This is a genomic window from Nocardia sp. NPDC057668 (assembly GCF_042799795.1).
Taxonomy (GTDB): Bacteria; Actinomycetota; Actinomycetes; order Mycobacteriales; family Mycobacteriaceae; genus Nocardia.
This window is the reverse complement of record NZ_JBHVIC010000004.1, coordinates 369,753-392,335: the sequence shown is the minus strand read 5'-3', so window position 1 is coordinate 392,335 and position 22,583 is coordinate 369,753. Positions and strand designations below refer to the sequence as shown.

The following is a 22,583-nucleotide window of genomic DNA, read 5'->3' as shown; positions in this document are numbered from 1 at the left end:
GGACCGGCGATCATGGGAGCGTCCTAAGGGACGCCGCCGGCGAGGGTCGGCAGCAGTTCGCTGATGTAGTTGATGAGATCGTCCGGCGTCTCGTAATCGAAGATGGCACCGGGCGATACGCGAATTCCGGTCACCGCGGAGATGCCGTTCCGGAACTCCATCGCGCTGAGCGAATCCACCCCGAGGTCTTGGAAGCTCCGGCTCGGATCGATCTCGCCGGGGTCGGCATAACCGAGTGCCACCGACAGTTCGTCCAGGACCACGTCGCGGATCTTTTCCAATCGCTGTTCCGGACTCATCGCCGCCACCTCGGCCAGCAGATCGTCTTGTTCCCCGGTCGCTTCGCGGCCGTCGGGCAGGCGGGTCCGCGTGCCGCCCGGCGAGTGCCCGAACATCTCGAACATGCCCGATTTGGCGCTCGATGTCCGCAGGCGGTCCAGGTCCAGGCTCGCGACGATGGTCCGTGCCCGGTGGCCGGCGAGGGCCTGGTCGAGTCCCGCTAGTGCGTGCGCGGCGGAGATCGAGCCGATTCCCCATCTGCCGAGCCGGCCGTTGTCGGCCGCCACCAGGGCGCCGCCCATTCCGGTCTCGGATTCCCAGAGGCCCCAGGCGATCGAGGTGGCCGGCAGTCCGAGAGCCCGACGGTATTCGGCGAGACCGTCGAGGAACCCGTTCGCGGCCGCGTAACCGGCCTGTCCCGGTGTGCCGATGGCGGCGCTGAGCGAGGAACACAGGATGAAGAACTCGAGTTCGTCGCCGGCGGTCAGTTCGTGCAGATTCCACGCGCCGCCGGCCTTCGCGCCGAGGACACCGTCGAGGTCCTGTGCCGTGAGCTCATCGAACGACGAGTCCGCGAGAACTCCGGCCGCGTGCACGATCCCGACCAGGGGAGCGTCGCCGGGAATCGTGTCCAGCACCCGGCGCAGACTCGCCCGGTCGCTCACGTCGCAGGCGACCGAGTCGACGACGGCCCCGGACGAGTGCAGCTCCTCGCACAGTGACATCGAGGCGGTGGAGGTCGAACCCGTTCTGCTCACCAGCAGAATGTGCGATGCGCCGTGCTGCTCGACGAGGTGGCGGGCCAGGGCCGCACCGACGACGCCGGTGCCGCCGGTGATCAGCACCGTCCCTCGTACACCGGTGCGCAACGGACTCGACGGAGTCGGTCTGCTCGCGCCGGCGCGCTGGATTCGGGGGGTGAGGTGACGACCTTGGCGGATCGCCACCTGTGTGCCGCCGCGCGCACGGATCGCCTTCGAGATGACGGTGTCGTCGCCATCGTCGGTGTCGACGAGCACGATTCGGCCCGGGTATTCGTTCTGCACCGATCGCAGCAGACCCCACGTCGCTTCGCCCCCGGGATGCACTGCATCGGAGTCGATGACGTGAATCAGCTGCCGGGTGACGACCACGATCGTGTCCCGCGGGTCCGCGGACCGTAGCCGGGAGCGGACGTCTTCGACGATGGAACACAACCCCTCGCGCAGACCGTCCGGGTCGCTGTCCCATCGCCATTCGCAGCGCATGACGTGTCGCGTCTGGCCCTCGCCCGAGTCGGGTAGCAGCGTCGTGGGTTTCCAGCCGACGGTGTAGACCACGTCGTCCGCGCCGACGCCGGGCAGGTCGCTCGGATCGACGGCACGCACGGTCAGCGTCGCTTCGGCGACCGACCGGCCAGCACCGTCCTCCACCACGATCTCGACCCGATGATCACCGGCGGCGCGCAGCCGCGCCCGCACGGCACGGGCTCCCAGCGCGTGGACTCGAATCCGTTCCCACGCGAACGGCAGCAGGATCTGCCCGTCGGGAACCGGAACGTCGAGGAAACCCGCCGCCTGCATCACCGCGTCGAGCAACGCGGGATGAATCATGAACCGATCCGCACCGTCCGCTGCCGTCTCGGGCAGGACGGCCTCGGCGAAAACTTCACCCGCGCAACGCCATACCGACTTCAAGCCTTGGAAGGCGGGTCCGTACCGGTACCCCCGCTCCGCGCATTCCGCGTAGAAGTTGCCGATCGAGACCGGCTCGGCGGCGACCGGCGGCCACGCCCCGGGCACGGCGGCGCCGGCGGGCTGCCCGGGGTCGGGCTCCACCACACCCAGGGCGTGGGAAGTCCAGTCCCCCTCGGCATGTTCGGGCCGGGAGTACACCTCCACCCGGCGACTGCCGTCCAGTTCCCCCGCGGCGCCGACAACGACCCGGATGTCGACCCCGCCCGGGTCGGGAACCACCAGCGGCGCCTGCAACACCAGCTCCCGAACAGCCCCGCACTCGAACCGATCACCGGCGAACAACACCCACTCCGCAAGTGCCGCACCCGGTACCAGCACCACCGAACCGACCGCGTGATCACGCACCCAGCCGTTAGAGCTCAGCCGGCCGGTGAAGATCACCTCACCCGCGGACGGCGACTCCACCACCGCACCCAGAACCGCGTGATCGCAACCACGCACGCCCAGGCCGCGCGCGTCGCCCGTCGACACAGCATCCAGCCAATACCGCTTGCGCTCGAACGCGTAGGTGGGCAGGTCGACCAGCTCGCCGCCGCCGATCACCGTCGACCAGTCGACGGCCACACCCGCGACGAACGCGGCAGCCACGGACTCCAGCGCACTGCTCACCGCGTCGCGACGCCGGCGCAGCAACGACACCGCCACCGGCGCGGCGGTCGCCTCGCCGATCAGTGCGGTCAGCGCGCCCGGCCCGACCTCCAGAAACCGCGCGCCGGGATCGTGGTCGGCCACGGTCAGTACCGATTCGGCGAACCGAACCGTCCCGCGCACGTGGCGAACCCAATAGTCTTCCGCACCATAGCTTTCCGATGCCTCGGTGTGCAGGCGTCCGTCCAGATTCGACACGATCGCGACTCTCGGCGGCGAGGTGGACACCCCGGACGTGATCGCGGCGAACCGGTCGAGCATGGGCTCCATCAGCACCGAGTGAAACGCGTGTGACACAGCAAGATTCGTGGTCTTGCGGCCCTGCTCGACCAGCCGCGCCGCGACATCCGCGACCGCGGCCGCCGGTCCCGAGATCACCACTGCGTCAGCACCGTTCACCGCCGCGAGACCGACGTCGCTGTTCTCCAGCAACGGCAGCACATCCTCCGGGCTCGCCTGCACGGCCACCATGGCCCCGCCCGCGGGCAACTCCGACATCAACCGGGCGCGGCCCATGACCAGCGCCACGGCGTCCGCCAGATCCAGCACACCGGACACGTGGGCCGCGGTGATCTCACCCAGCGAATGCCCCAGCACCACGTCGGGTTCGACCCCCCACGCCGCGAGCAGAGCACACGAACTCACTTCCACGGCGAACAGGGCCGGCTGCGCGTACAGGGTGCTGTTCAATTCCTCGGCGTCGGGACCCCACACGACTTCACGCAGTGGCCGATCCAGCATGGCGTCGCACGCCTGCGCCACGGAGTCGAACGCGGCGGCGAAAACCGGGTACCGATCGTAGAGTTCGCGGCCCATACCGAGCCACTGCGAGCCCTGGCCGGGGAAGACGAAGACCGTTTTCCCCTCACCGGCCGCGCGCCCGACCACCACGCCGGGTGTCGGCTCACCGGCGATCAGCGCCTGCAACCGGGTCTCCAGCTCGCCGCGATCAGCGCCGATCAGCACCGCGCGATGCTCGAACACCGTGCGCCGCGCCAGCGTCGCCGCCACCGACCGCGCGTGCACCTCCGGATGCCGATCCAGGAACTCCCGCAACCGAACTGCCTGACCGGTCAACGCCGCGGCAGTGCGCGCCGACAACACCCACGGCATCGGGGCCGTGTCCCCTCCGGTCGGCAGCTCTTCCCGCGCAGGTGACGCCGCTTGTTCGAGGATGACATGCGCGTTCGTGCCACTGATTCCGAACGAGGACACACCCGCACGACGCGCGCGACCCGCAGCCGGCCAGTCACGACCAGTGCTCAGCAATCGCACAGTGCCTGCATCCCAGTCGATCTCGCGACTCGGTTTCTCGGCGTGCAACGTCGCGGGCAGCACCCCGCGGCGCATCGACTCCACCATCTTGATCACCCCGGCCAAACCCGACGCGGCCTGCGTATGTCCCATGTTCGACTTGACCGACCCCAGCCACAGCGGCCGCTCGGAATCCCGGCCCTGACCGTAGGTCGCCAGCAACGCCTGCGCCTCGATCGGATCACCCAGCGCGGTCCCGGTGCCGTGCGCCTCGACAACATCCACGTCACCGGCGGAAATACCCGCGTTCGCCCATGCCCGGCGAATCACCCGCTGCTGGGCCGGACCACTCGGTGCGGTCAAACCGTTCGACGCACCGTCCTGGTTGACCGCGGACCCGCGCACCACGGCCAGCACACGGTGGCCCAGGCGGACCGCGTCGGACAGCCGTTCCACCGCGATGACCGAGGCTCCTTCGGCCGGGCCGAAACCGTCGGCCCCGGCACCGAACGCCTTGCACCGGCCGTCGGCGGCAAGCCCGCGCAACTGCGAGAACTCCACCACCGTCGCCATGGAGGACCACACGGTCACACCGCCGACCAAAGCCAGGGAGCACTCGTCCAGCCGCAACGCCTGTACCGCCATGTGCAATGCCACCAGCGACGACGAGCACGCGGTATCGACCGAGACCGCCGGGCCCTCCAGGCCCAGGACGTATGCCACCCGGCCCGAGGCCACGCTCAGGGCGTTCCCTTCCAGAACAGACCCCCCGTACCCGGCGGGAACCCGCTCCGCGAACCGTGCCGCGTAGTCGGTTCCCGCGATCCCGGTGTATACGCCGGTGGCCGAGCCGCGCAGCGACCGTGGGTCGATCCCCGCGTGCTCGAGCGCTTCCCACGACACCTCGAGCAGCAACCGCTGCTGCGGATCCATCACGGCGGCCTCACGCGGGCTGATGCCGAAGAATCCTGCGTCGAATTCCGTTGCCCCGCTGACGAATCCGCCCTCTCGGACATACGTCTTGCCTGCCACCCCGACCTCGGGGTCGAACAGCCCTTCCACATCCCAGCCCCGGTCGTCGGGGAATCCCGACACCACGTCGCGCCCCTGGGACACCACATCCCACAGATCCGCGGGGCTCGTCACCCCGCCCGGGAAACGACAGCCCATGCCCACCACCGCGATCGGCTCGGACAACCCGCCCTCGACCTCGGCCAATCGCGACCGCAACGACTGCAGCTCCCCCGCAGCCCGTTTCAGATAGACCCGGAGGTCATTCTCATTCGACATGACGACACTTCCTCGATCGAAATCACATGGCTGAACACAGCGCACGGCGCTGGAATACGAACCCGTTCCCGGTGCTCGAGAGCACCGGCAGCGGTCAGGCTCCGTCGATCAGGCTGAAGAGGGAGGCGTCGTCGACCTCGTCGAGATCGGCGACCTGGTCGGGCAGACCGTCGTTGAATCTGCGTTCGATGTCCCGGATCCGGCGGAGCACCGTTCCCCTGTCCGTTTCTTCGAGTTGCGCCGTGGCGAATCGTTCCTCGATGCGACTCAGCAGTTCCATCAGTTCTGCCGTGTGGTTGTCGTTTTCGGAGGTCGGGGCCGAGATCTGGGTGCGGAGATGTGTCGCGAGTGCGCGGGGAGTGGGGTGGTCGAAGACGATCGTCGCGGGAATCTTCAACCCGGTCGCGGTCTGCAGACGGTTGCGGAACTCGACCGCGCTGAGCGAGTCGAAACCCAGACTCTTGAACGGCTCTTCCGGGGGAATCATGTGCGAGGTGTCATGTCCCAGCACGACCGCCGCTTGATCACGGACGAACTCCAGGGTGATCCGATCCTGTTCGGTATCGCTGCGCCCCTGCAACAACGCGGAGAGCGTCGATTGTTGAGCGCTGTCCTCGTTGCTGGCTCGGCGCCGGGATCGCGCGATCAGACCCGCGATCGCCGGCACCGCACCCGATTCGGCCAACGCGGCGGTATCGATCCGCGCGGGAACCACCAGCGGGTGACCGGACTCTATCGCCGCGTCGAACATCGCCAAGCCCTGCTCGGTGGTCATCGGCAAGAAACCGCTGCGCGCCATCCTGGCCGCGTCTTGATCACCCAGATGCCCGGTCAAACCGGTCTTCTGCGCCCAGAGACCCCACGCCAACGACGTACCCGCCAAACCACTGCGCTGGCGGTAGTGAGCCAGGGCGTCGAGGAATGTGTTCGCCGCCGCGTAGTTCGCCTGACCCGGGGACCCGAGAATCCCTGCCGCCGAAGAGAACATCACGAACATCGCCAGATCACCGCCGGAGGTCAATTCGTGCAGATGCCACGCCGCATCGGCCTTGGCTGCCGATACCGGTTCCCACTTGTCGGCGGTCAACGACGCGAACATACCGTCGCGCAGGACACCCGCCGTGTGCACGACGCCGGTCAGCGGATGCTGTTGCGGCACTTGCGACAACACCTCGGCCAGTGCGTCACGATCGGAGACGTCGCAGGCCACCACGTCGGCATGTGCACCGAGTTCGGCCAACTCGCGCACCAGATCCAAGGCGCCGGGCGCCGCATCTCCACTGCGACTGAGCAGCAGCAGACGCCGTACCCCGTACTCCTGGACCAGATGCCGCGCGAACACCGCTCCCAGCGCCCCGGTACCACCGGTGATCAGCACCGTGCCCTGCTCGTCGAGCCGGCGGGGAACCGAGATGACGGTCTTGCCCACATGCCGGGCCTGGCTGAGGTAGCGGTAGGTCTCGGGCAGCCGGTGGACATCCCACGCGGAGGTTTCGACCGGTCGAATGTCCCCGGCGGCGAACAGCGCCAACAGCTCGCGCAGCATCTCACCCAGGTGGTCGGCACAGACGTCGATCAACACGAACGCCTGGTAGTTCACCCCCGGATGCGACCGGGCAACTTCATCCCGATCGCGGACATCGGTGCGACCCAACTCGATGAAACTGCCCCCGCGCGGCAACAGCCGCAGTGAGGCATCGGTGAGCTCGCCGGCCAGCGAATTCACCACCACATCCACACCCGCACCGCGGGTGGCGTTCAGGAACACCTCCTCGAACCGCGTATTCCGTGAGCTGGCGATGTGGTCGTCGTCGATACCCATCGACCGCAGCACCGGCCATTTGGCCGGACTCGCGGTCGCGAACACCTCCAGACCCCACAACCGCGCCAACGCGATCGCCGCCATGCCGACCCCGCCGGTCCCGGCATGGATCAGCACCCGCTGTCCCCGCTGGACCCGGGCCAGATCACGCAGCCCGTAGTACGCGGTCAGGAACACCGCCGGTACACCCGCGGCCGCGGCGAACGACCAGTCCGCCGGAATCGGCGCCACCACACGGCAATCCGCGACCGCGATCGAACCGACCCCGTCGAACACACCCATCACCCGGTCGCCCACGGCCACGTTCGTGACCCCGGAGCCCACGGCAACCACGACCCCGGCCCCTTCACCACCGATGACCGCGTCCGGATCCGGGTACATTCCCAACGCCACCAGCACATCTCGGAAGTTCACACCCACGGCGCGCACGGCGATCCGTACCTGCGTGTCCTCGAGTTCGGCGTCGACGGCCACCGGTTCGGCGACGAAGTTGTCCGCGGTGAGCGTTCCCGCACCGGCGGTACGCAATCGCCAACCACCCGAACCGATCCCGATCCCGATCCGCGAGGAGGCTTCCAGGCGCACCAGCCGCGGCACCAGCACCACGTTTCTGCGCACCGCCGCCTGCGGCTCCGCACTGGCGAGGGCCGCCGCTACCGCCCGGTCGATCTCGTGCGGGTTGTCGGTGTCCACCAGCACGACACGATCGGGATACTCGTTCTGCACCGACCGCAACAGGCCCCACACACCGGCATCGACCAGACCCGACAGCGGATCGCAGCCGTCCACGGCCACCGCACCCGAGGTCACCACCACACAGCGGCCACCCGCCCGGTTCTCCTCGGCCAGCCACCCCTGAACCTGCTCCACCACGGACCACACGCCGCCCGCAGCTCGCAGTACGGTCACATCCGCAGCCGTTGCCGGATCGATCTCACCGACATCCAGGGGTTTCCAGTCGACGGTGTAGAGGACCTCCTCCTCCGCGACGCCGTGCAGATCGCTCGCGCGGACTCCCCGCACCGTCAGCATCGCCTCGGTGACCGGTCGTCCCGCACTGTCGTCCACCTGGATCTGTACCCGGTGATCACCGGCGACCCGCAGCCGTGCCCGCACGCTACGCGCACCCACGGCGTGCACCCGCACCTGTTCCCAGGTGAACGGCAACAGGATCTGCCCGTCGGGAACCGGAAGGTCGAGGAAGCCGACCGCCTGCATCACCGCGTCGAGCAGCGCCGGATGGATCACGAACTCTTCGACACCCGCCACTGCCTCCGGCAGGGTTACTTCGGCGAAAACCGCACCCGCACTGCGCCATACCGATCGCAGGCCCTGGAACACCGGACCGTACAGATACCCGCGCTCGGCACACACTTCATAGAAGTCGTCGACCGGAACAGGCTCGGCATCCGCCGGCGGCCAGACCCCGGCACCGTCGACCACGCCGTGGCCCCCACCGGCTCCGTCGGGTTCCACCACGCCGATCGCGTGTGATGCCCATGCGCCCTGCCCGTGCTCGAGCCGGGAGAACACCTCCACGCCACGACTGCCGTCCTCCTCGCCCGGGGCTCCGACGACCACCCGGATATCGACCCCGCCTCGTTCGGGAACCACCAGCGGCGCCTGCAACACCAACTCGCGCACGACTCCGCACCCGAAGCGGTCACCGGCGAACAACGCCCACTCCGCCAACGCCGCACCCGGCACCAGCACCACCGAACCCACCCGGTGGTCCTTCACCCAGCCGTGACTGCCCACACCGACCCGACCGGTGAACACCACCTCACCCGAAGACGGCGACTCCACCACAGCACCCAGAACCGCGTGGTCACAACCACTTACGCCCAAACCGCGCACATCACCGGCAGAAACAGCGTCCAGCCAATACCGCCTGCGCTCGAACGCGTACGGGGGCAGTTCCGCCAACTCACCCCCGCCCACCACCACGGACCAGTCCACGGCCACACCCGCGACGAACGCGGCGGCAACGGACTCCAGCGCACTGCTCACCGCGTCACGATTCCGGCGCAACAGGGACACCGTTACCGGCGCGGTGGTCGCCGCACTGATCAGCGCGCTCAGCGCGGCCGGTCCGACCTCGAGCACCCGCGCGGCGGGATCGTGTGCGGCCAGGGTCTGTATCGATTCGGCGAACCGGACCGTCTCACGCACGTGGCGAACCCAATAGTCGCCCGCCCCATAAGCTTCCGAGTTCTCGGCGTGCAGGTGACCGTCGCGATTCGACACGATCGCGATCCCGGGTGGGGAAATCGACACCCGCGCGGCGATTCCGGCGAACTGCTCGAGCACGGGTTCCATCAGGATCGAGTGAAACGCGTGCGAGACAGCGAGTTTCGTGGTCTTGTGCCCTTGCTCGCCGAGCCGCGCCGCGATGTCGGTGACCGCGTCCCCGGGCCCGGAGATGACCACCGCGCCGGGACCGTTCACCGCCGCGAGATCGACGTCGCTGCCCGCCAGGAACGGCTCGACATCGGCGGGATCCGCCTGCACGGCCACCATGGCCCCGCCCGCGGGCAACTCCGACATCAGCCGGGCGCGGCCCATCACCAGGGCCACCGCGTCCGTCAGATCCAGCACACCGGCCACGTGGGCCGCGGTGATCTCACCCAGCGAATGCCCCAGCACCACATCCGGTTTCACGCCCCACTCCGCGAGCAGAGCGGACAGTCCCACCTCGACCGCGAACAAGGCCGGCTGCGCGTACAGGGTGCTGTTCAGATCTTCGGCGTCGGAGCCCCACACGACCTCACGCAACGAGCGATCCAGCATCGCGTCGCACGCCTGCGCCACCGTGTCGAACGCGGCGGCGAAAACCGGGTACCGGTCGTAGAGTTCACGGCCCATACCGAGCTGCTGGGAGCCTTGACCCGGGAAGACGAACACCGTCTTGCCCTCACCGGACACCCGCCCCACCAGCACGCCCGACGCGGACTCACCCGCGATCAACGCCTGCAATCGGGTCTCCAGCTCGCCGCGATCGGCGCCGATCAGCACCGCGCGATGCTCGAACACCGTGCGCCGCGCCAGCGTCGCCGCCACCGACCGCACATCCACCTCCGGATGCCGATCCAGGAACTCCCGCAACCGAACTGCCTGACCGGTCAACGCCGCGGCAGTGCGCGCCGACAACACCCACGGCACCACCCCACCGTCGGCCGGCAGTTCCTGCGGGGCCACCGGCTCCGGCGCCTGCTCCAGGATGACGTGCGCGTTCGTACCGCTGATCCCGAACGACGAGACACCTGCGCGACGCGCACGACCCGACACGGGCCAGTCACGATTGGCGCTCAGTAGCCGCACGGTGCCCGCGTCCCAATCGATCTCGCGACTCGGTTCCTCGGCATGCAACGTCGCCGGCAGCACCCCCCGGCGCATCGCCTCGACCATTTTGATCACGCCGGCCAGCCCCGCAGCGGCCTGCGTATGTCCCATGTTCGATTTCACCGATCCCAGCCACAGCGGCCGCTCGGAATCCCGGCCCTGACCGTAGGTGGCCAGCAACGCCTGGGCCTCGATGGGATCACCAAGGGGCGTCCCGGTGCCGTGCGCCTCGACAACATCCACGTCGCCACCGGAGATACCGGCATTGGCCCATGCCCGGCGAATTACTCGCTGCTGGGCCGGACCACTCGGTGCGGTCAAACCGTTCGACGCACCGTCCTGGTTGACCGCGGACCCGCGCACCACCGCCAGCACCCGATGACCCAGCCGAATCGCGTCGGACAGCCGTTCCACCGCGATGACCGAGGCTCCTTCGGCCGGGCCGAAACCATCGGCCCCGGCGCCGAACGCCTTGCACCGGCCATCAGCGGCCAGACCACGCAACTGCGAGAACTCCACCACCATCGCCATCGACGACCACACGGTCACGCCACCGACCAACGCCAGCGAGCACTCCCCCAGCCGCAAGCCCTGCACCGCCATGTGCAATGCCACCAGCGACGACGAGCACGCGGTATCCACCGAAACCGCCGGGCCCTCCAGGCCCAAAACGTATGCCACCCGGCCCGAGGCCACACTCAGCGCGTTCCCCTCGCCCACGAACCCGCCGAACCCGGCGGGAGCCCGGTATCCGAACCGCGCGGCGTAGTCGGTACCCGCGATTCCCGTGTACACCCCGGTGGTCGACCCGCGCAGCGACCGCGGGTCGATCCCCGCGTGCTCGAGCGCTTCCCACGACACCTCCAGCAGCAACCGCTGCTGCGGATCCATCGCCGACGCCTCACGCGGACTGATACCGAAGAACCCGGCATCGAAATCCGCGGCCCCACTGACGAATCCGCCCCCGCGCACATATGTCTTGCCGGCCACCCCCACCTCGGGATCGAACAACCCCTCGAATTCCAGGCCTCGGTCCTCGGGGAACCCCGACACCACGTCCCGGCCCTGGGATACGACGTCCCACAGGTCCGCCGGGCTCGTCACGTCGCCCGGAAAGCGACATCCCATGCCCACCACCGCGATCGGCTCGGACAGTCCGGCTTCGACCTCGGCCAACTGCGATCGCAACGACTGCGCTTCGAACAGCGACTTGCGCAGTGCTTCGGTGAGACGTTCTTCAGTTGCCATCGGTGGCCCTCACTGATTCGGGATTCGACTTTGACGGATTTCGTGACGGATCGGCCACGGCCGACCGCGTGGGGATGGGCTCGCGCCCCGCTGCGGATCCCGGCGCCGCGTGCGCTGTCGACTTCCAATTCATCGCGGTGTCCCGATAGCCGCGGTAGTCGGCCTCGAACCGCTCGAACGCGGGATGCAATACCGGCTCGAAAGCCAGCCCGTACGGCTTGGGGTAGTTGTTGAAGATCGAGCGATCGGCGCAGATGTGCGCCGCAATGCCGAGCAGCGCCCATTCCCAGCCGAAGACGAGGATGTAGGCGGTGATCACCAGGCCCTGCGTGACGGCGCTGTGCATGAGGTTGTACAGCACGAAGTACGCGCGGTGGATGTTGCCATCCGCGCTGCGGCGGTAGGCCCACATCCCCGGGGCCGTGCCCACGAGGTCGATGTACCAGAAGAACGCCAGGGCGTGCCACACATCGAGGTCGCTCCAGTTGACCAGCATCAGAAGCGCGCACGCGACGAAGCCCAGACCGTATTCGACACGCGCGTGCAACACGGTCGCGGGGGTGAAGAAGTGATTGGCCGTATCCATCGCGAGCCCTCAGCCGCGCGGGTTCGCGGGCGCCGGGTCGCCCTCGATCACGGTGCCGCCGAACAGTTTCGACACGATCTCGGACATGGCATATCGGAGCACCCGCAGCGCGACCGGATTCACGATCGACTCCATGCTCGGAACTCCGAAGTCGAACTCGGCCGTGAAGGTGAGGATCAGGCCGTTCTCGTCCTCGTCGACGCGCCACGCACCGTCGAAAACATCGAAGTCGCCGTCGATCTGGGTGAACTCGATGGTGCAGGTGTCGTCGTCGTAGGAGTCTTCCTCACTCCAGCTCAGAATTCCGTTGCGGAAGTAGATCTCCCAGTGGGTGAGCGCCGAATTCGGCCGGGAGCCGATTTCCGTCCGCACCGACTTCACTTGCTCCGGAGCGTATTTGACGTAGACCTCACCGTCTTTGAGTCGCTCGTAGACCTCTCGCCGCGTCCAGCCGGACACCGCCGACCGCACCTGCACTGCCTGCATCGATTACACCTGCCCATTGTCGAGTTGGAATGTCGCCGGCGTCAGTGACGCGAAGCTGCGCTCCACCGCCCGTTCGATCTGCGTGATCTCCGAGTCCGTGATCACCGCCGGCGGGGTGAAGCGAATGACCGTCGGGCAGTTGATGGAGTGATTGACGATGACCCCGTTCTCGACCAGCCCGAGCACCATTTCGCCCGCGTATCCGCCATCGGCGAACTCGATCCCGATCAGCAGCCCCGCGCCCCGGATCTCGCGCACCACACCTTCGGGTGCGAAACGCGCTGCCGCCCGGAAGCTTTCCAGCAGTCGTTTGCCGATCCTGGCCGCTTCATCGACCACGTTGTAGATCGACAGGGCTTCGATCGCCGCCAAGGCGGCCGCCGCGGTGACGGGCGCGCCACTGAACGTCGACTGATGAAGGAACGGATCCTTTTCGAAGGGTGCGTAGGCGTGCTCGGTCGCTACGACCGCCGCCACCGGGATCACGCCGCCGGACAGTGTCTTGCCGACGAGCAACACATCGGGTCGCACGGACGTGCCCTCGATCGCCCACGATTTGCCCACTCTGCCCATGCCCGTGAGGATTTCGTCGACGACGAGGAACGCACCGAACTCCGTGCACGCGGCCTGAACCCCGTCGAGAAATCCGGGGCTCGGGATGATCACGCCGGCTTCGCCCTGAATGGGTTCGAGGATGACGCAGGCGGGCGGACCGGCACGCAACGCGGCGCGCAGTGCCTCGACGTCATCGAACGGCACCACTTCGACATCGGCCAGCAGTGGGGTGAACGGCTTCTGATACACCGGCCTGGCGCTGACGCTGAGGGCGCCGATCGTGCGCCCGTGGTAGCCGTTGGTCATCGTGACGACGCGCCGAAACCCATGGATGCGTGCGAGTTTGAGGGCGGTTTCGGTCGCCTCGGCGCCGGAACACGTGAAGTAGACCTTGCTCAACCCCGGCGGGGCGATGTCGACGAGCGCCTCGGCGGCCTGGGCCACCCGGCCCTCGATGAAGAGCCGAGCCGACAGCGGATGCCGCTGCACCTGTTCGACCACGGCCGCCACCACGTGCGGGTTCGTGGCGCCCAGCAGAAAGACGCCGTACCCGGAGCAGTTCACGTACGGGGTGTCGGACTCGTCGAAGACCAGTGCCCCGTGCGAACGCCGCTCCACCTGCCCGCCGAAGATTCGGGACAGTGCGACGAGTTTGCTCCCGAGGTAGCGCGAATAAGTTTCGCGCACGCCTGTTCCACTGACCGGCGACGAGTTGTCGGTGTTGCGCTGCATGCGAATTCCCCACTACTGATTACGTGATCGAAATGGGCCGGCCCAGGAACGAACCCTCGAGTTCGCTCACCATCGAGTTCCGGGACGGCGGATGCAAGGCCAGGGCGTGCGTCGCGGCGGCCAGGTAGCTGATGGCGGGATTGGTGATGTATTCGATGCCGCCGAGGTTCTCCACGACGCTGCCGACCGTGCGGACGATCGCGTCCTGGGCGGCATATCGCGCGATGAGCGCTCGTCCGAGCCGATCCGACCGATCGTCGGGATCGTCGATCGCACGGGCGACGCTTTCCAGCGACAGCATGGTCGCCGCCATCGCACCCGCGGCCGCCGTCCGCGCGTGCACGGTTCCTTTGCCGGTTTCCAGGAGGCGATCCACCAGCGTGCTCGCCATACCCACGTAGGCGGCGGTGATCAGCAGGGTGAACCAGGTCAGGCCGGTGGCCTCCAGCTCTTCGATGGTGACGCCGATGCCTTCGGCAGGCTTCATGACGAGTTCGTCCGGCACCTCGACGTCGGTGAGGATCACCTCGTCGCTCTCGGCCGCCCGCAGCACCGGGGAATTCCAGAACGGCCGCACCGAGATGCCGTCCATGGTCGATGGAATGACCAGGACGCCGATCTCCGGTTCGCCGTCCTCGCTGAGCAACGACACGCTCGCCGACATGAGGTCCATCGATCGAGAAAGGCTGCACGGCTTCTTCGACCCGTTGACGACCCAGTGCGCGCCCTCGCGGCGAGCGGTCATCGTGGGCGACAGAAAACCCTGACCGGACCGCCCCTCGGCGAACCCCGACGACATGAACAGGCCGTCATTGGCCACCGCGTCGAGAACCATCCATTCCACACCGTCGAAATGCTCTTCGATGGAGTTCAGCGCCGCGACCGAGAAATTGTGCATCGTGGCCGCGACCGCCAGGGACGGCGCGATGGAACCGATCGCACGCGTGCAATGCAGCGCTTGATACGCCGAGGCACCCAGTCCGCCGTGGCGGCCGGCGACCAGCAGGCCGGTCGCACCGGACTCGCGATAGATCCCGAGTCCTATCGAGCTGTCGGCTTCCAGGCTGTTGAAATCGGTTCCGGCGAGGCTTTTGCCCAGACCGGGCACCACATCTTCGAGGATCTGCAGGGACTCACGGGTGCTGACCACTGACCGTGCTCCTTATCGATTCGCCGGGGCCGAGACTCGGCTGTCCGGTGTGCTTTCCGAGGTACTCAGCCGCACGAAAACCGATTCCCTCGGTTCGACCGCCGACGCGATGCTGATCGCCTGTAGATGGCTGGTTCGCAGGATGGGAAAGTGAGCTTCACCGAACGGGCCGCCGGTCAATCCGGTGCCGCCGTGGGTGGGTAGTCCGGGCGCCTGCGAGATGTGGCTGTCGTTGATCTTCAAGAAGCCGCCGTTACGCAGTCGGCGACAGAAGGTTTCGATGAGATCGGGGTCCCGGATCCACGCGGAGTTCCGGAGCCCGAATCGGTTCGCGTTCATGAAGTCGACGCAGGCTTCGAACAGCCCCTGCTGCGTACCGTCGGCGTCGGTGTCCGCGCCGACGACGACAATGGGCAGCAGCGGGAAGAAGGTCTCCTCGCGCACGACATCCAGCGTGTCGGCCAGCTTCAAGCCCTCGATCCGCAACACCGTCGGGTCGATGAAATATCCGGTCGGGCTTGGTGTTCCGTCTATTTCGAGACGACCGCCGCCACACAGCAGACGAGCGCCGGCATCCATGGCGCCGGCGAGCATCGAATCGAACTCGAGCGACTTCATCACCGGCGACAGCAGCGAACCCTCGTCCTCGGGATAGCCCGGACGGATTCGGCGAACCACCTGAATAAGTTTGTCCAGCAATGTATCAGCAATTGCCTCGTGGACGATCACGTACTTGGGCACCATGCAAATCTGAGTGGAGCCGTAGAAACACTCCGACAGCGCGGTGACCGCCAGATCTATCTCGGCGTCCGACCAGACCAGAACGCCGTCGTTCCCGGCGAGCTCCAGGATCGCCTTCTTGCCGCGCGTATGCCAGCGATTTCCGATCTCGATGCCGCGAATGGAGTCGCCGAAGTACATCAGATCGTCGATATCATCGGACTCGAGCCAACTGTCGAGCACCTCGTTCGGCGCGGCACAGATCACGTTGGCCGTGCCCGCCGGCGCTTTCATCTCGCGCAGCACCGGATCGACGATCTCACGCCAGAACCACGCCGTCGCCAGCGGTGCGCTGCGCGGCGCTTTGACGACAACGGTATTGCCGACAATCAATGCGCCGAGAGCGATCAGGGAATTCGCCGCGGGCGCATTGTGCGGTGGATGCACGGCGACGACGCCATCCGGTTTGCGCACCAATCTGAGCTCCCGGCCGCCCGCGGTGCTGACTTCGGCCAGTTGTTTGCGGGCGCGCCACAGATTCGCCTCCGATGTCATCTCGACGGCGCTGCCTACTTCCCAGACGGCCAACTGCCGGGGGTGGCCCTCCGCTACAAGCATTTCCGTGAATTCATCGGCGCGCGCACGAATACGATCGCCCACCGCCGACGCCACCGCGAGACGTTCCTCGGCAGACCAATTCGACCATTCCGAGAATGCCGCCTTGGCGGCCGCGGCGGCATCGCGCACCTGTTCCATGGAACTCAGACCCACGCGGCCCACGACGCGCTCGTCGTCGCAATCGTTGATGATTCCTCGATCGAGGCTGCGCTTCAATTTCAACGCGGATATCTCGTCTCGCAGCAGTGCACTCGCACGAATTACGTGTAGCCACCTACTGTGATCCGCGTCCCGGCCGTCGATCAACGACGGGTAACTCTTCATAGCGGATAGGTCCTTTCGAACGCATTGCAGTCCGGCGTAGACCGGAATTCCGCGGCGGATCGCTCCGAGCACCAGCGCTCCGGAAAAAGCTATGACAGCGGCGTATTCGCGTCAACGCGTCCGTCTGCCGCTCCGGCCACGCGGGAATCGCGCTGCCGCACTGTTCGGTACACCGGGCCGCGACACAGCCGGGGGCGGTTGCGGGAGATACACGAAGCGCGCTCGAGTGGCGCTGCGGGCGGGTCGGCAGTGCACGCCGCGGCGAACCATGACCGGCCGCGAATAGGTCGCCTACCTTGTGCAACCCAGACTTGAACAGTGGTTCGGGCGGGCGCGCATCTGGCCGGAGACCCCTCGCGGGCAGCCGCCGCACAGCCACACGAACCCGACGGCGCGACGCCGGCGGGGTCGGAGGAGCGATCTATGTGCGGTACGGATTCACCGGAATACGGCGAAAAGGATTACGACGCTTCGTTGCGCTGTTGCAGGTCGTGCGCAATGGTGGCCCAGCTGACCGAGCAATGCCTCGCCAATTCGATGACATGTGAAACGCAGTGGTCGGGCACCGCGGTCGCGATCATCGTGCCGTCGTCGAACCTGACGGTGTGCGCGTGCAGCCAGCGCAGAAAGTCACGTCCGGATTCGCTCATCCGCAGCGCGGGGTCGCGCGACAGAACCGCGAGTACCGCCGTGGCATCCACCGACTTTTCGGCCACCGCCCCGGTGGTGAACTGCATTTCACCGGAACCGCCGTTGGAAACATCGGCCTCGGCGCCGCCGGTCGGGGACTCGGGAAAACCGTAGCGGGTCATGCGACCACGAACGTTTCGCACCGTCCCGGGAGAAACCCCGGCCGCGCGCGCGATCGTACGCAGCGAGGCGCTGGGCATCTGTTCGAGCAGTTCCGCCACGCGCCTGCGACCGTCGGAGGGGTCAACGGGCCGGAACCGTCCGTCTTTGCCCAATCGAGTGTTCGACTGCGTATCGGCATCGGTTGAACACCGCAGGCGACTGATAACCTTGGCGGACAGACCGGTCGTAGATCCGATCGTTCGATCCGACCATTCGGGATGGGTCACAAGGATTTTAGCGGCGGCCGCCCGGCGCTCCGCGAATGTGAGCGGCAATCCGTTACTGATGTTCGCTTGAACCGCGATTACGAACGCAGCGTCGATGGGTCCGGATATGAGATGAGCGTCCAGTTGATCAATTCCCTTGCACACTGCCGCGGCTACGCGATGCAGTCCGTCGAGAATTCGCATTGTCGGCTCATGAACGATGATCGGGGGCAGTGGCCAATCAGCCGCCACCATACGCTCGATATGCGCGTTGTTGAGACCACTCGAGCGCGGCGAGCCTTCCGCCAGTAGGTCGCTGACCTTGACAACGCTCACGGGCAGCGATTTTCGACTCGGAAGTCCACTTTGTGCCGACCACTCCGCCGGTATCGATAACCCCACACTGACCCCCGTAGCAAAACGCCACCAAGCCCAGGTTCGGGTGATGACCGTCCGCGGTAATGCCCTTGCACTTCTCATGGTTGCGATCTTGCTACCAAGCTACATCTGGATACAGGTGCAGTCAAATTAAGTCGAGGTGACGCCGGCGTGGCCGTGCGGTTCGGCCCGGCGTGGGGTTCCACGCCACCCCATGACGTGGCAGGAGGTCGATTCAGCTTGCGGGCATTGAGGTTTCGGCACGGCCCGCGCTGCGCGGCGCGGGCTGCTGGCGCGGCCGGTAGGCACTGGGCGGACTGCCGGTCCATCGAGTGAACGATCTGCTGAACGCCGCGGCGCTGGCGTAGCCGAGGCGGGCCGCGGTCTCCTTGACGCTGAGGTCGAGGACATCGAGCATGTCGATCGCGAGCGCGCAGCGGGTCTCTTCCTGCAGGATCCGGAAGTTGGTGCCCTCCTCGGCGAGCCGTCGATGCAGGGTGCGGCGGTCCATGTTCAGCCTGGCCGCGATCTCGCTCGCGGTGGGCGCGGTGTGGATCTGCTGCAGCAGTATCGCGCGGGTTCGGGCAGCGAGCTGCCCGCGCTCGAGGCGATTCTGGAGCAGGTCCAGGCAGTGCTGCTCGCACAGGGCGGCGGTCGCCGGATCCGGCATCGACATCGGCTCGGCGAGCAGATCGAGCGGAAACGTCAGCGCTGTGGTCGGGCGGTCGGCGACTATCCGGAACCGCCGCATCGGATCGTGCGCGAGGTCGGCGAGCATCCGTGTCATGCCATCGATCACCCGCGCCGCCCGCTCGTCGGGAAGCGCCAGCTCCAAGCGTGTATCGCCGAGACGATCCACGAGTTGCGGACTGAGACAACGCAACACGATCACCCCGAAGATGATGGCGATGTCACGTTCGAGCAGGAAGGCGCGGACGTCGGCGGGCAGATTCCGGTGCTCGAACGTTATCCGCCCCGTCGTCTGGGTGAAGTTGACCGTGATGTCGATGAATCGGTTGCCGATCCGCAGCGTGCGGAGTGCGACCTGGAGGGCTTCGCCGGCGGTGGGGCTGCTGAGCATGGCGAAGCCGAGCAGGCCGAAGTTCGCGAGCGAGAAGCGCATCGCGACCTCGGTCCCGAGCCCCGGCCGGTCTCCGAGTGTTTCCACCAGGTTCCGCGCGACCGATAGCTCCTGTACGCCTTCGACTTCCAGGTCGTCGGCATCCAGATCCGTGAGCAGGAGCCCGGTCGAGGCGAGCAGTCGGCGCTCCGGGATTCCGTGATCGATTCCGAGCTGGACCATGTGCCGGATCCCGATGATGCCGCGTCTGAAGTCCCACGACCTGCTCTCCACCGCGCCGAAAGTATCACGCTTCTGTCCCATCGAGTCATTCCGAACGTCCGCGGGTGGCTCGTACGGTGACATCGGGTCGTCCAGAAGTCGGCCCGTGCACTGGGGCACGCACCGGCTGCGGTTCGCTTCCAGCTCCGCCGCGGTACCGCCCGCCCGAGACAAGGAGGGCCATAACCGATGCGTCCCATAGTGATTCGATGGCTAGGACTGGCGGCCCTGTGCTTCGCCGAGTTGCTGGTATTCCTGGACAACACCATCGTCAATGTCGCGTTGCCGAAGATTTCGACCGATTTGGGCGCCGGCACATCTGGTTTGCAGATGGTGGTGGACATGTACACGCTCGTGTTCGCCGGCTTACTTCTGACGGGCGGTTATCTGGGTGATCGTTTCGGCCGCAAGACCGTGCTGCTGATCGGAACCGTCGGTTTCGCGGCGATCTCCGCACTCGCCGCCATTTCACAGAACCTGGGTCAGTTGATCGCCGCGCGAGCGGGCCTCGGCCTTTTCGCCGCTCTCGTATTTCCGGCCACCCTCGCCCTCGTGGTAATTCTGTTCGACGACCTTCGCGAACGCGCTATCGCGGTGGCGACGTGGGCAGCGGTTGCCGGAGTCGCGGCCGCGATCGGGCCGGTGGTCGGCGGCTGGCTGCTGCATCACTACTCGTGGAGTTCCATCTTCTGGATCAATGTTCCCGCCGGCGCCATCGCACTGATAGCCGTTGCCGCTCTCATACCGCCCAGCAGAAATCCCGAAGCCGGACGCTTCGATATCGGCGGCATGGTGCTGTCGATGGTCGGCATCACGATCGTCGTCTACAGCGTGATCGAGGCCCCGAACCACGGTTGGCTGACCCTGCGGACCATCGGCGGGATCGTGATCGGCGCGGCGGTCATCGCGGCGTACGCGGTGTGGGAGAGCCGATTCTCGTCGCCGCTGTTCGATATTCGTCTCTTCCGCGACCGCAACTTCGCCGCGGCGGCACTACTGCTGACATTCGGCATGTTCGCGCTCATGGGATTCGTATTCCTGATGACCCAATACTTCCAGGGCGTCAAAGAATTCTCGCCCCTGGAAACAGGCACCCGCACACTGCCTTTCGCCATCGCGATGACGGTCTTCGCCGGGCCGAGCATGTGGCTGGGGTCGAAGATCGGAGCGGGCCGGACCGCCGTGCTCGGATCGCTGGTCATGGCCCTGGCCTTCGTGCTGACCATACGGTACGACGCGCTCACCTCGTACTGGGGCGTGATCGCGCCCGTCATGATCACGCTGGCCGCGGGCGTGGCGCTCGTCGCGGGGCCGGCGACCCTGATGGTGCTCAACGAGCTGTCCACCGGGCAGGTCGGCGCGGGATCGGCGGTCAACGATACGAGTCGCGAACTCGGCGGAACGCTGGGAGTCGCCGTACTCGGCTCGATTCTCGCCTCGGTCTACTCCGGGAAAATAGCAACCGATCTGGCCGACATACCGTTGCCCCAGGCGGCGCGCGACGCGGCGGCGAACTCCATGCTGACCGGGGTTCAAGCCGCCGGCTCAATTCCGGGCCCGATCGGCGCCCAACTCAGAGGTCTCGTCAAAGGCGCCTTTCTCGACGGGTTTCATACCGCCTCCCTTACCGCCGGAGGTATTGCGGTAGTCGCCGCTGTCGCCGGATGGCTCCTACTCGAGCCGAGCGGAGATCGGCGGGCGAGCGGGGACGACATCGCACACGTATCGGAGCCGGAGGCGGCGGCGCCGGTGACCTGACGCCATCGGTACACGAAATATCGAGCAGCACAACAAATCTCACACCAGGTGCATTGCCTTATGACCGGACGCGTCGTCCACAATTCCGGGGGGTTTCCGATACCACGGACCGGCATCTGCCAAAATCGAAACGTGACGCCGACAACCAGCCACCCGTACAACGGCCTTTCCGCGGAGGAGCGGGTTGCCAAAAGGCGCGAGAAGCTACTCGAGGTGGGCCTCGATATCCTCGGGGCCCGGGACAGCCCCGGTGAGCTGACCCTGCGCAACGTGTGCCAACAGGCCGGTCTCTCACAGCGCTACTTTTACGAGAGTTTCGCCGACAAGGATGAATTCGCCGCCGATATCTACGAGTGGTCGGTGCAGGAACTGACGGCCTCCATTCAACTCGCGGTCGCGAACGCACCGCGCAAGGAGAAGCTGCGGGCCGGAATCGGCGAACTCGTGCGCGGGATCGAAGCCGACTACCGGCTCGGGCGGCTGCTGTTCAGCCCCAACCAGATCAATCCGGCACTGCTGCACAAACGATATGGATCGACCCAGGGATTCATCGAACTCCTGGACGAACACATTCGCGAAGCTACACCGGCCGGCGAATACACCCCGGTACCACTGGCTGCCCAGTTCCTCGTCGGCGGCGTCGGGCAGATAGTGTCTTCCTGGTTCAACGGCACCACGGCCAGTGACACGGAAGCGTTGGTCGACAGCCTCGTCGAGTTCCTGGCCGCCTACTGGCGGCAGCTGGCGGAGGCACACGGTCGCGCCGGAGCATCGACGCGCACCGGTGCCGACAACACGTAGATCTGCCGAGTTCCTCCGAATGACCGATTGATCCCGGCTCCGGTCTATCGCGCGGCATCGCGGTCGCCGCGTGCCGGATCAGCCGATGATGGGGTTGCCCCACCCCTCGAAAAATCCGCCGATGATTGCCAGTGCGCCGGCATCGCAGGGGATGATTCCGAACCCGATCAGGAAGCGAATCACCGTGGCGTTACGGCCGCGGCGGTGCATGCGCACGGCGCAGATGGTCACGGACATCGCCCAGATCACCGCCGCGAGGATCGCTCCCACCGGGATTGCCCAGAAGTACAGCACGTCCATCAGCGCCAGCACACAGAAGACGAACAGCGCGAGCCCGGTCAGGGTGCCCGCGATCAGGTGCCAGCAGTACCGCAACCAGGTCATCAGTGTTCCGATGACGACGTATGTCCCCGACCTGCCCGATAGCGCGGGCTCGCCGAGTTCTCGCTCTGCTCT

Annotated in this window: 11 protein-coding genes and 1 pseudogene; 2 read left to right on the top strand and 10 right to left on the bottom strand. The window is 66.7% G+C overall.

What is annotated here, in order from left to right:
- Positions 1 to 23: 23 nt before the first annotated feature.
- The 9 genes and pseudogenes from ACFVBH_RS25865 to ACFVBH_RS25825 all read right to left on the bottom strand — a co-directional run.
- A pseudogene (locus ACFVBH_RS25865) lies at positions 24 to 5,195 on the bottom strand (type I polyketide synthase); the annotation flags it as partial.
- Positions 5,196 to 5,301: 106 nt separating this feature from the next.
- Positions 5,302 to 11,619, bottom strand: a complete 6,318-nt coding sequence (locus ACFVBH_RS25860) for a type I polyketide synthase (RefSeq protein WP_379005275.1) — start codon at positions 11,617 to 11,619, stop codon at positions 5,302 to 5,304.
- Positions 11,609 to 12,205, bottom strand: coding sequence for a hypothetical protein (locus tag ACFVBH_RS25855; protein WP_379005273.1), 597 nt, complete (start codon positions 12,203 to 12,205; stop codon positions 11,609 to 11,611). The genes ACFVBH_RS25860 and ACFVBH_RS25855 overlap by 11 nt, the downstream gene beginning before the upstream one ends.
- 9 nt (positions 12,206 to 12,214) lie before the next feature.
- Positions 12,215 to 12,691, bottom strand: a complete 477-nt coding sequence (locus ACFVBH_RS25850; protein ID WP_379005271.1) for a type II toxin-antitoxin system RatA family toxin — start codon at positions 12,689 to 12,691, stop codon at positions 12,215 to 12,217.
- 3 nt (positions 12,692 to 12,694) lie between these two features.
- Positions 12,695 to 13,978, bottom strand: coding sequence for an aspartate aminotransferase family protein (locus ACFVBH_RS25845; RefSeq protein WP_379005269.1), 1,284 nt, complete (start codon positions 13,976 to 13,978; stop codon positions 12,695 to 12,697).
- A 19-nt stretch (positions 13,979 to 13,997) separates the two neighbouring features.
- Positions 13,998 to 15,128, bottom strand: coding sequence for an acyl-CoA dehydrogenase family protein (locus ACFVBH_RS25840; RefSeq protein WP_379005267.1), 1,131 nt, complete (start codon positions 15,126 to 15,128; stop codon positions 13,998 to 14,000).
- A gap of 12 nt (positions 15,129 to 15,140) precedes the next feature.
- The gene (locus ACFVBH_RS25835; protein ID WP_379005265.1) at positions 15,141 to 16,790 is read right to left on the bottom strand and encodes an aldehyde dehydrogenase family protein; all 1,650 of its coding nucleotides are present in this window, start codon (positions 16,788 to 16,790) and stop codon (positions 15,141 to 15,143) included.
- Positions 16,791 to 17,251: 461 nt separating this feature from the next.
- Positions 17,252 to 18,184 (bottom strand): hypothetical protein, encoded by a 933-nt coding sequence (locus tag ACFVBH_RS25830; protein ID WP_379005263.1) that lies wholly within the window; start codon positions 18,182 to 18,184, stop codon positions 17,252 to 17,254.
- A 277-nt stretch (positions 18,185 to 18,461) separates the two neighbouring features.
- The gene (locus tag ACFVBH_RS25825; protein ID WP_379005261.1) at positions 18,462 to 19,610 is read right to left on the bottom strand and encodes an AraC family transcriptional regulator ligand-binding domain-containing protein; all 1,149 of its coding nucleotides are present in this window, start codon (positions 19,608 to 19,610) and stop codon (positions 18,462 to 18,464) included.
- Positions 19,611 to 19,757: 147 nt separating this feature from the next.
- On the opposite strand from ACFVBH_RS25825, the gene ACFVBH_RS25820 reads away from it, so the two are divergent.
- Complete coding sequence (locus tag ACFVBH_RS25820; RefSeq protein ID WP_379005259.1) at positions 19,758 to 21,326, top strand: MFS transporter; 1,569 nt, start codon at positions 19,758 to 19,760, stop codon at positions 21,324 to 21,326.
- A gap of 132 nt (positions 21,327 to 21,458) precedes the next feature.
- Complete coding sequence (locus tag ACFVBH_RS25815) at positions 21,459 to 22,127, top strand: TetR/AcrR family transcriptional regulator (RefSeq protein WP_379005257.1); 669 nt, start codon at positions 21,459 to 21,461, stop codon at positions 22,125 to 22,127.
- Positions 22,128 to 22,205: 78 nt separating this feature from the next.
- Here the strand turns inward: ACFVBH_RS25815 and ACFVBH_RS25810 are convergent, their stop codons facing one another.
- A complete protein-coding gene (locus ACFVBH_RS25810) occupies positions 22,206 to 22,511 on the bottom strand; it encodes a hypothetical protein (RefSeq protein ID WP_379005255.1) in 306 nt (101 codons plus the stop codon).
- Between the last annotated feature and the right edge of the window lie 72 nt (positions 22,512 to 22,583).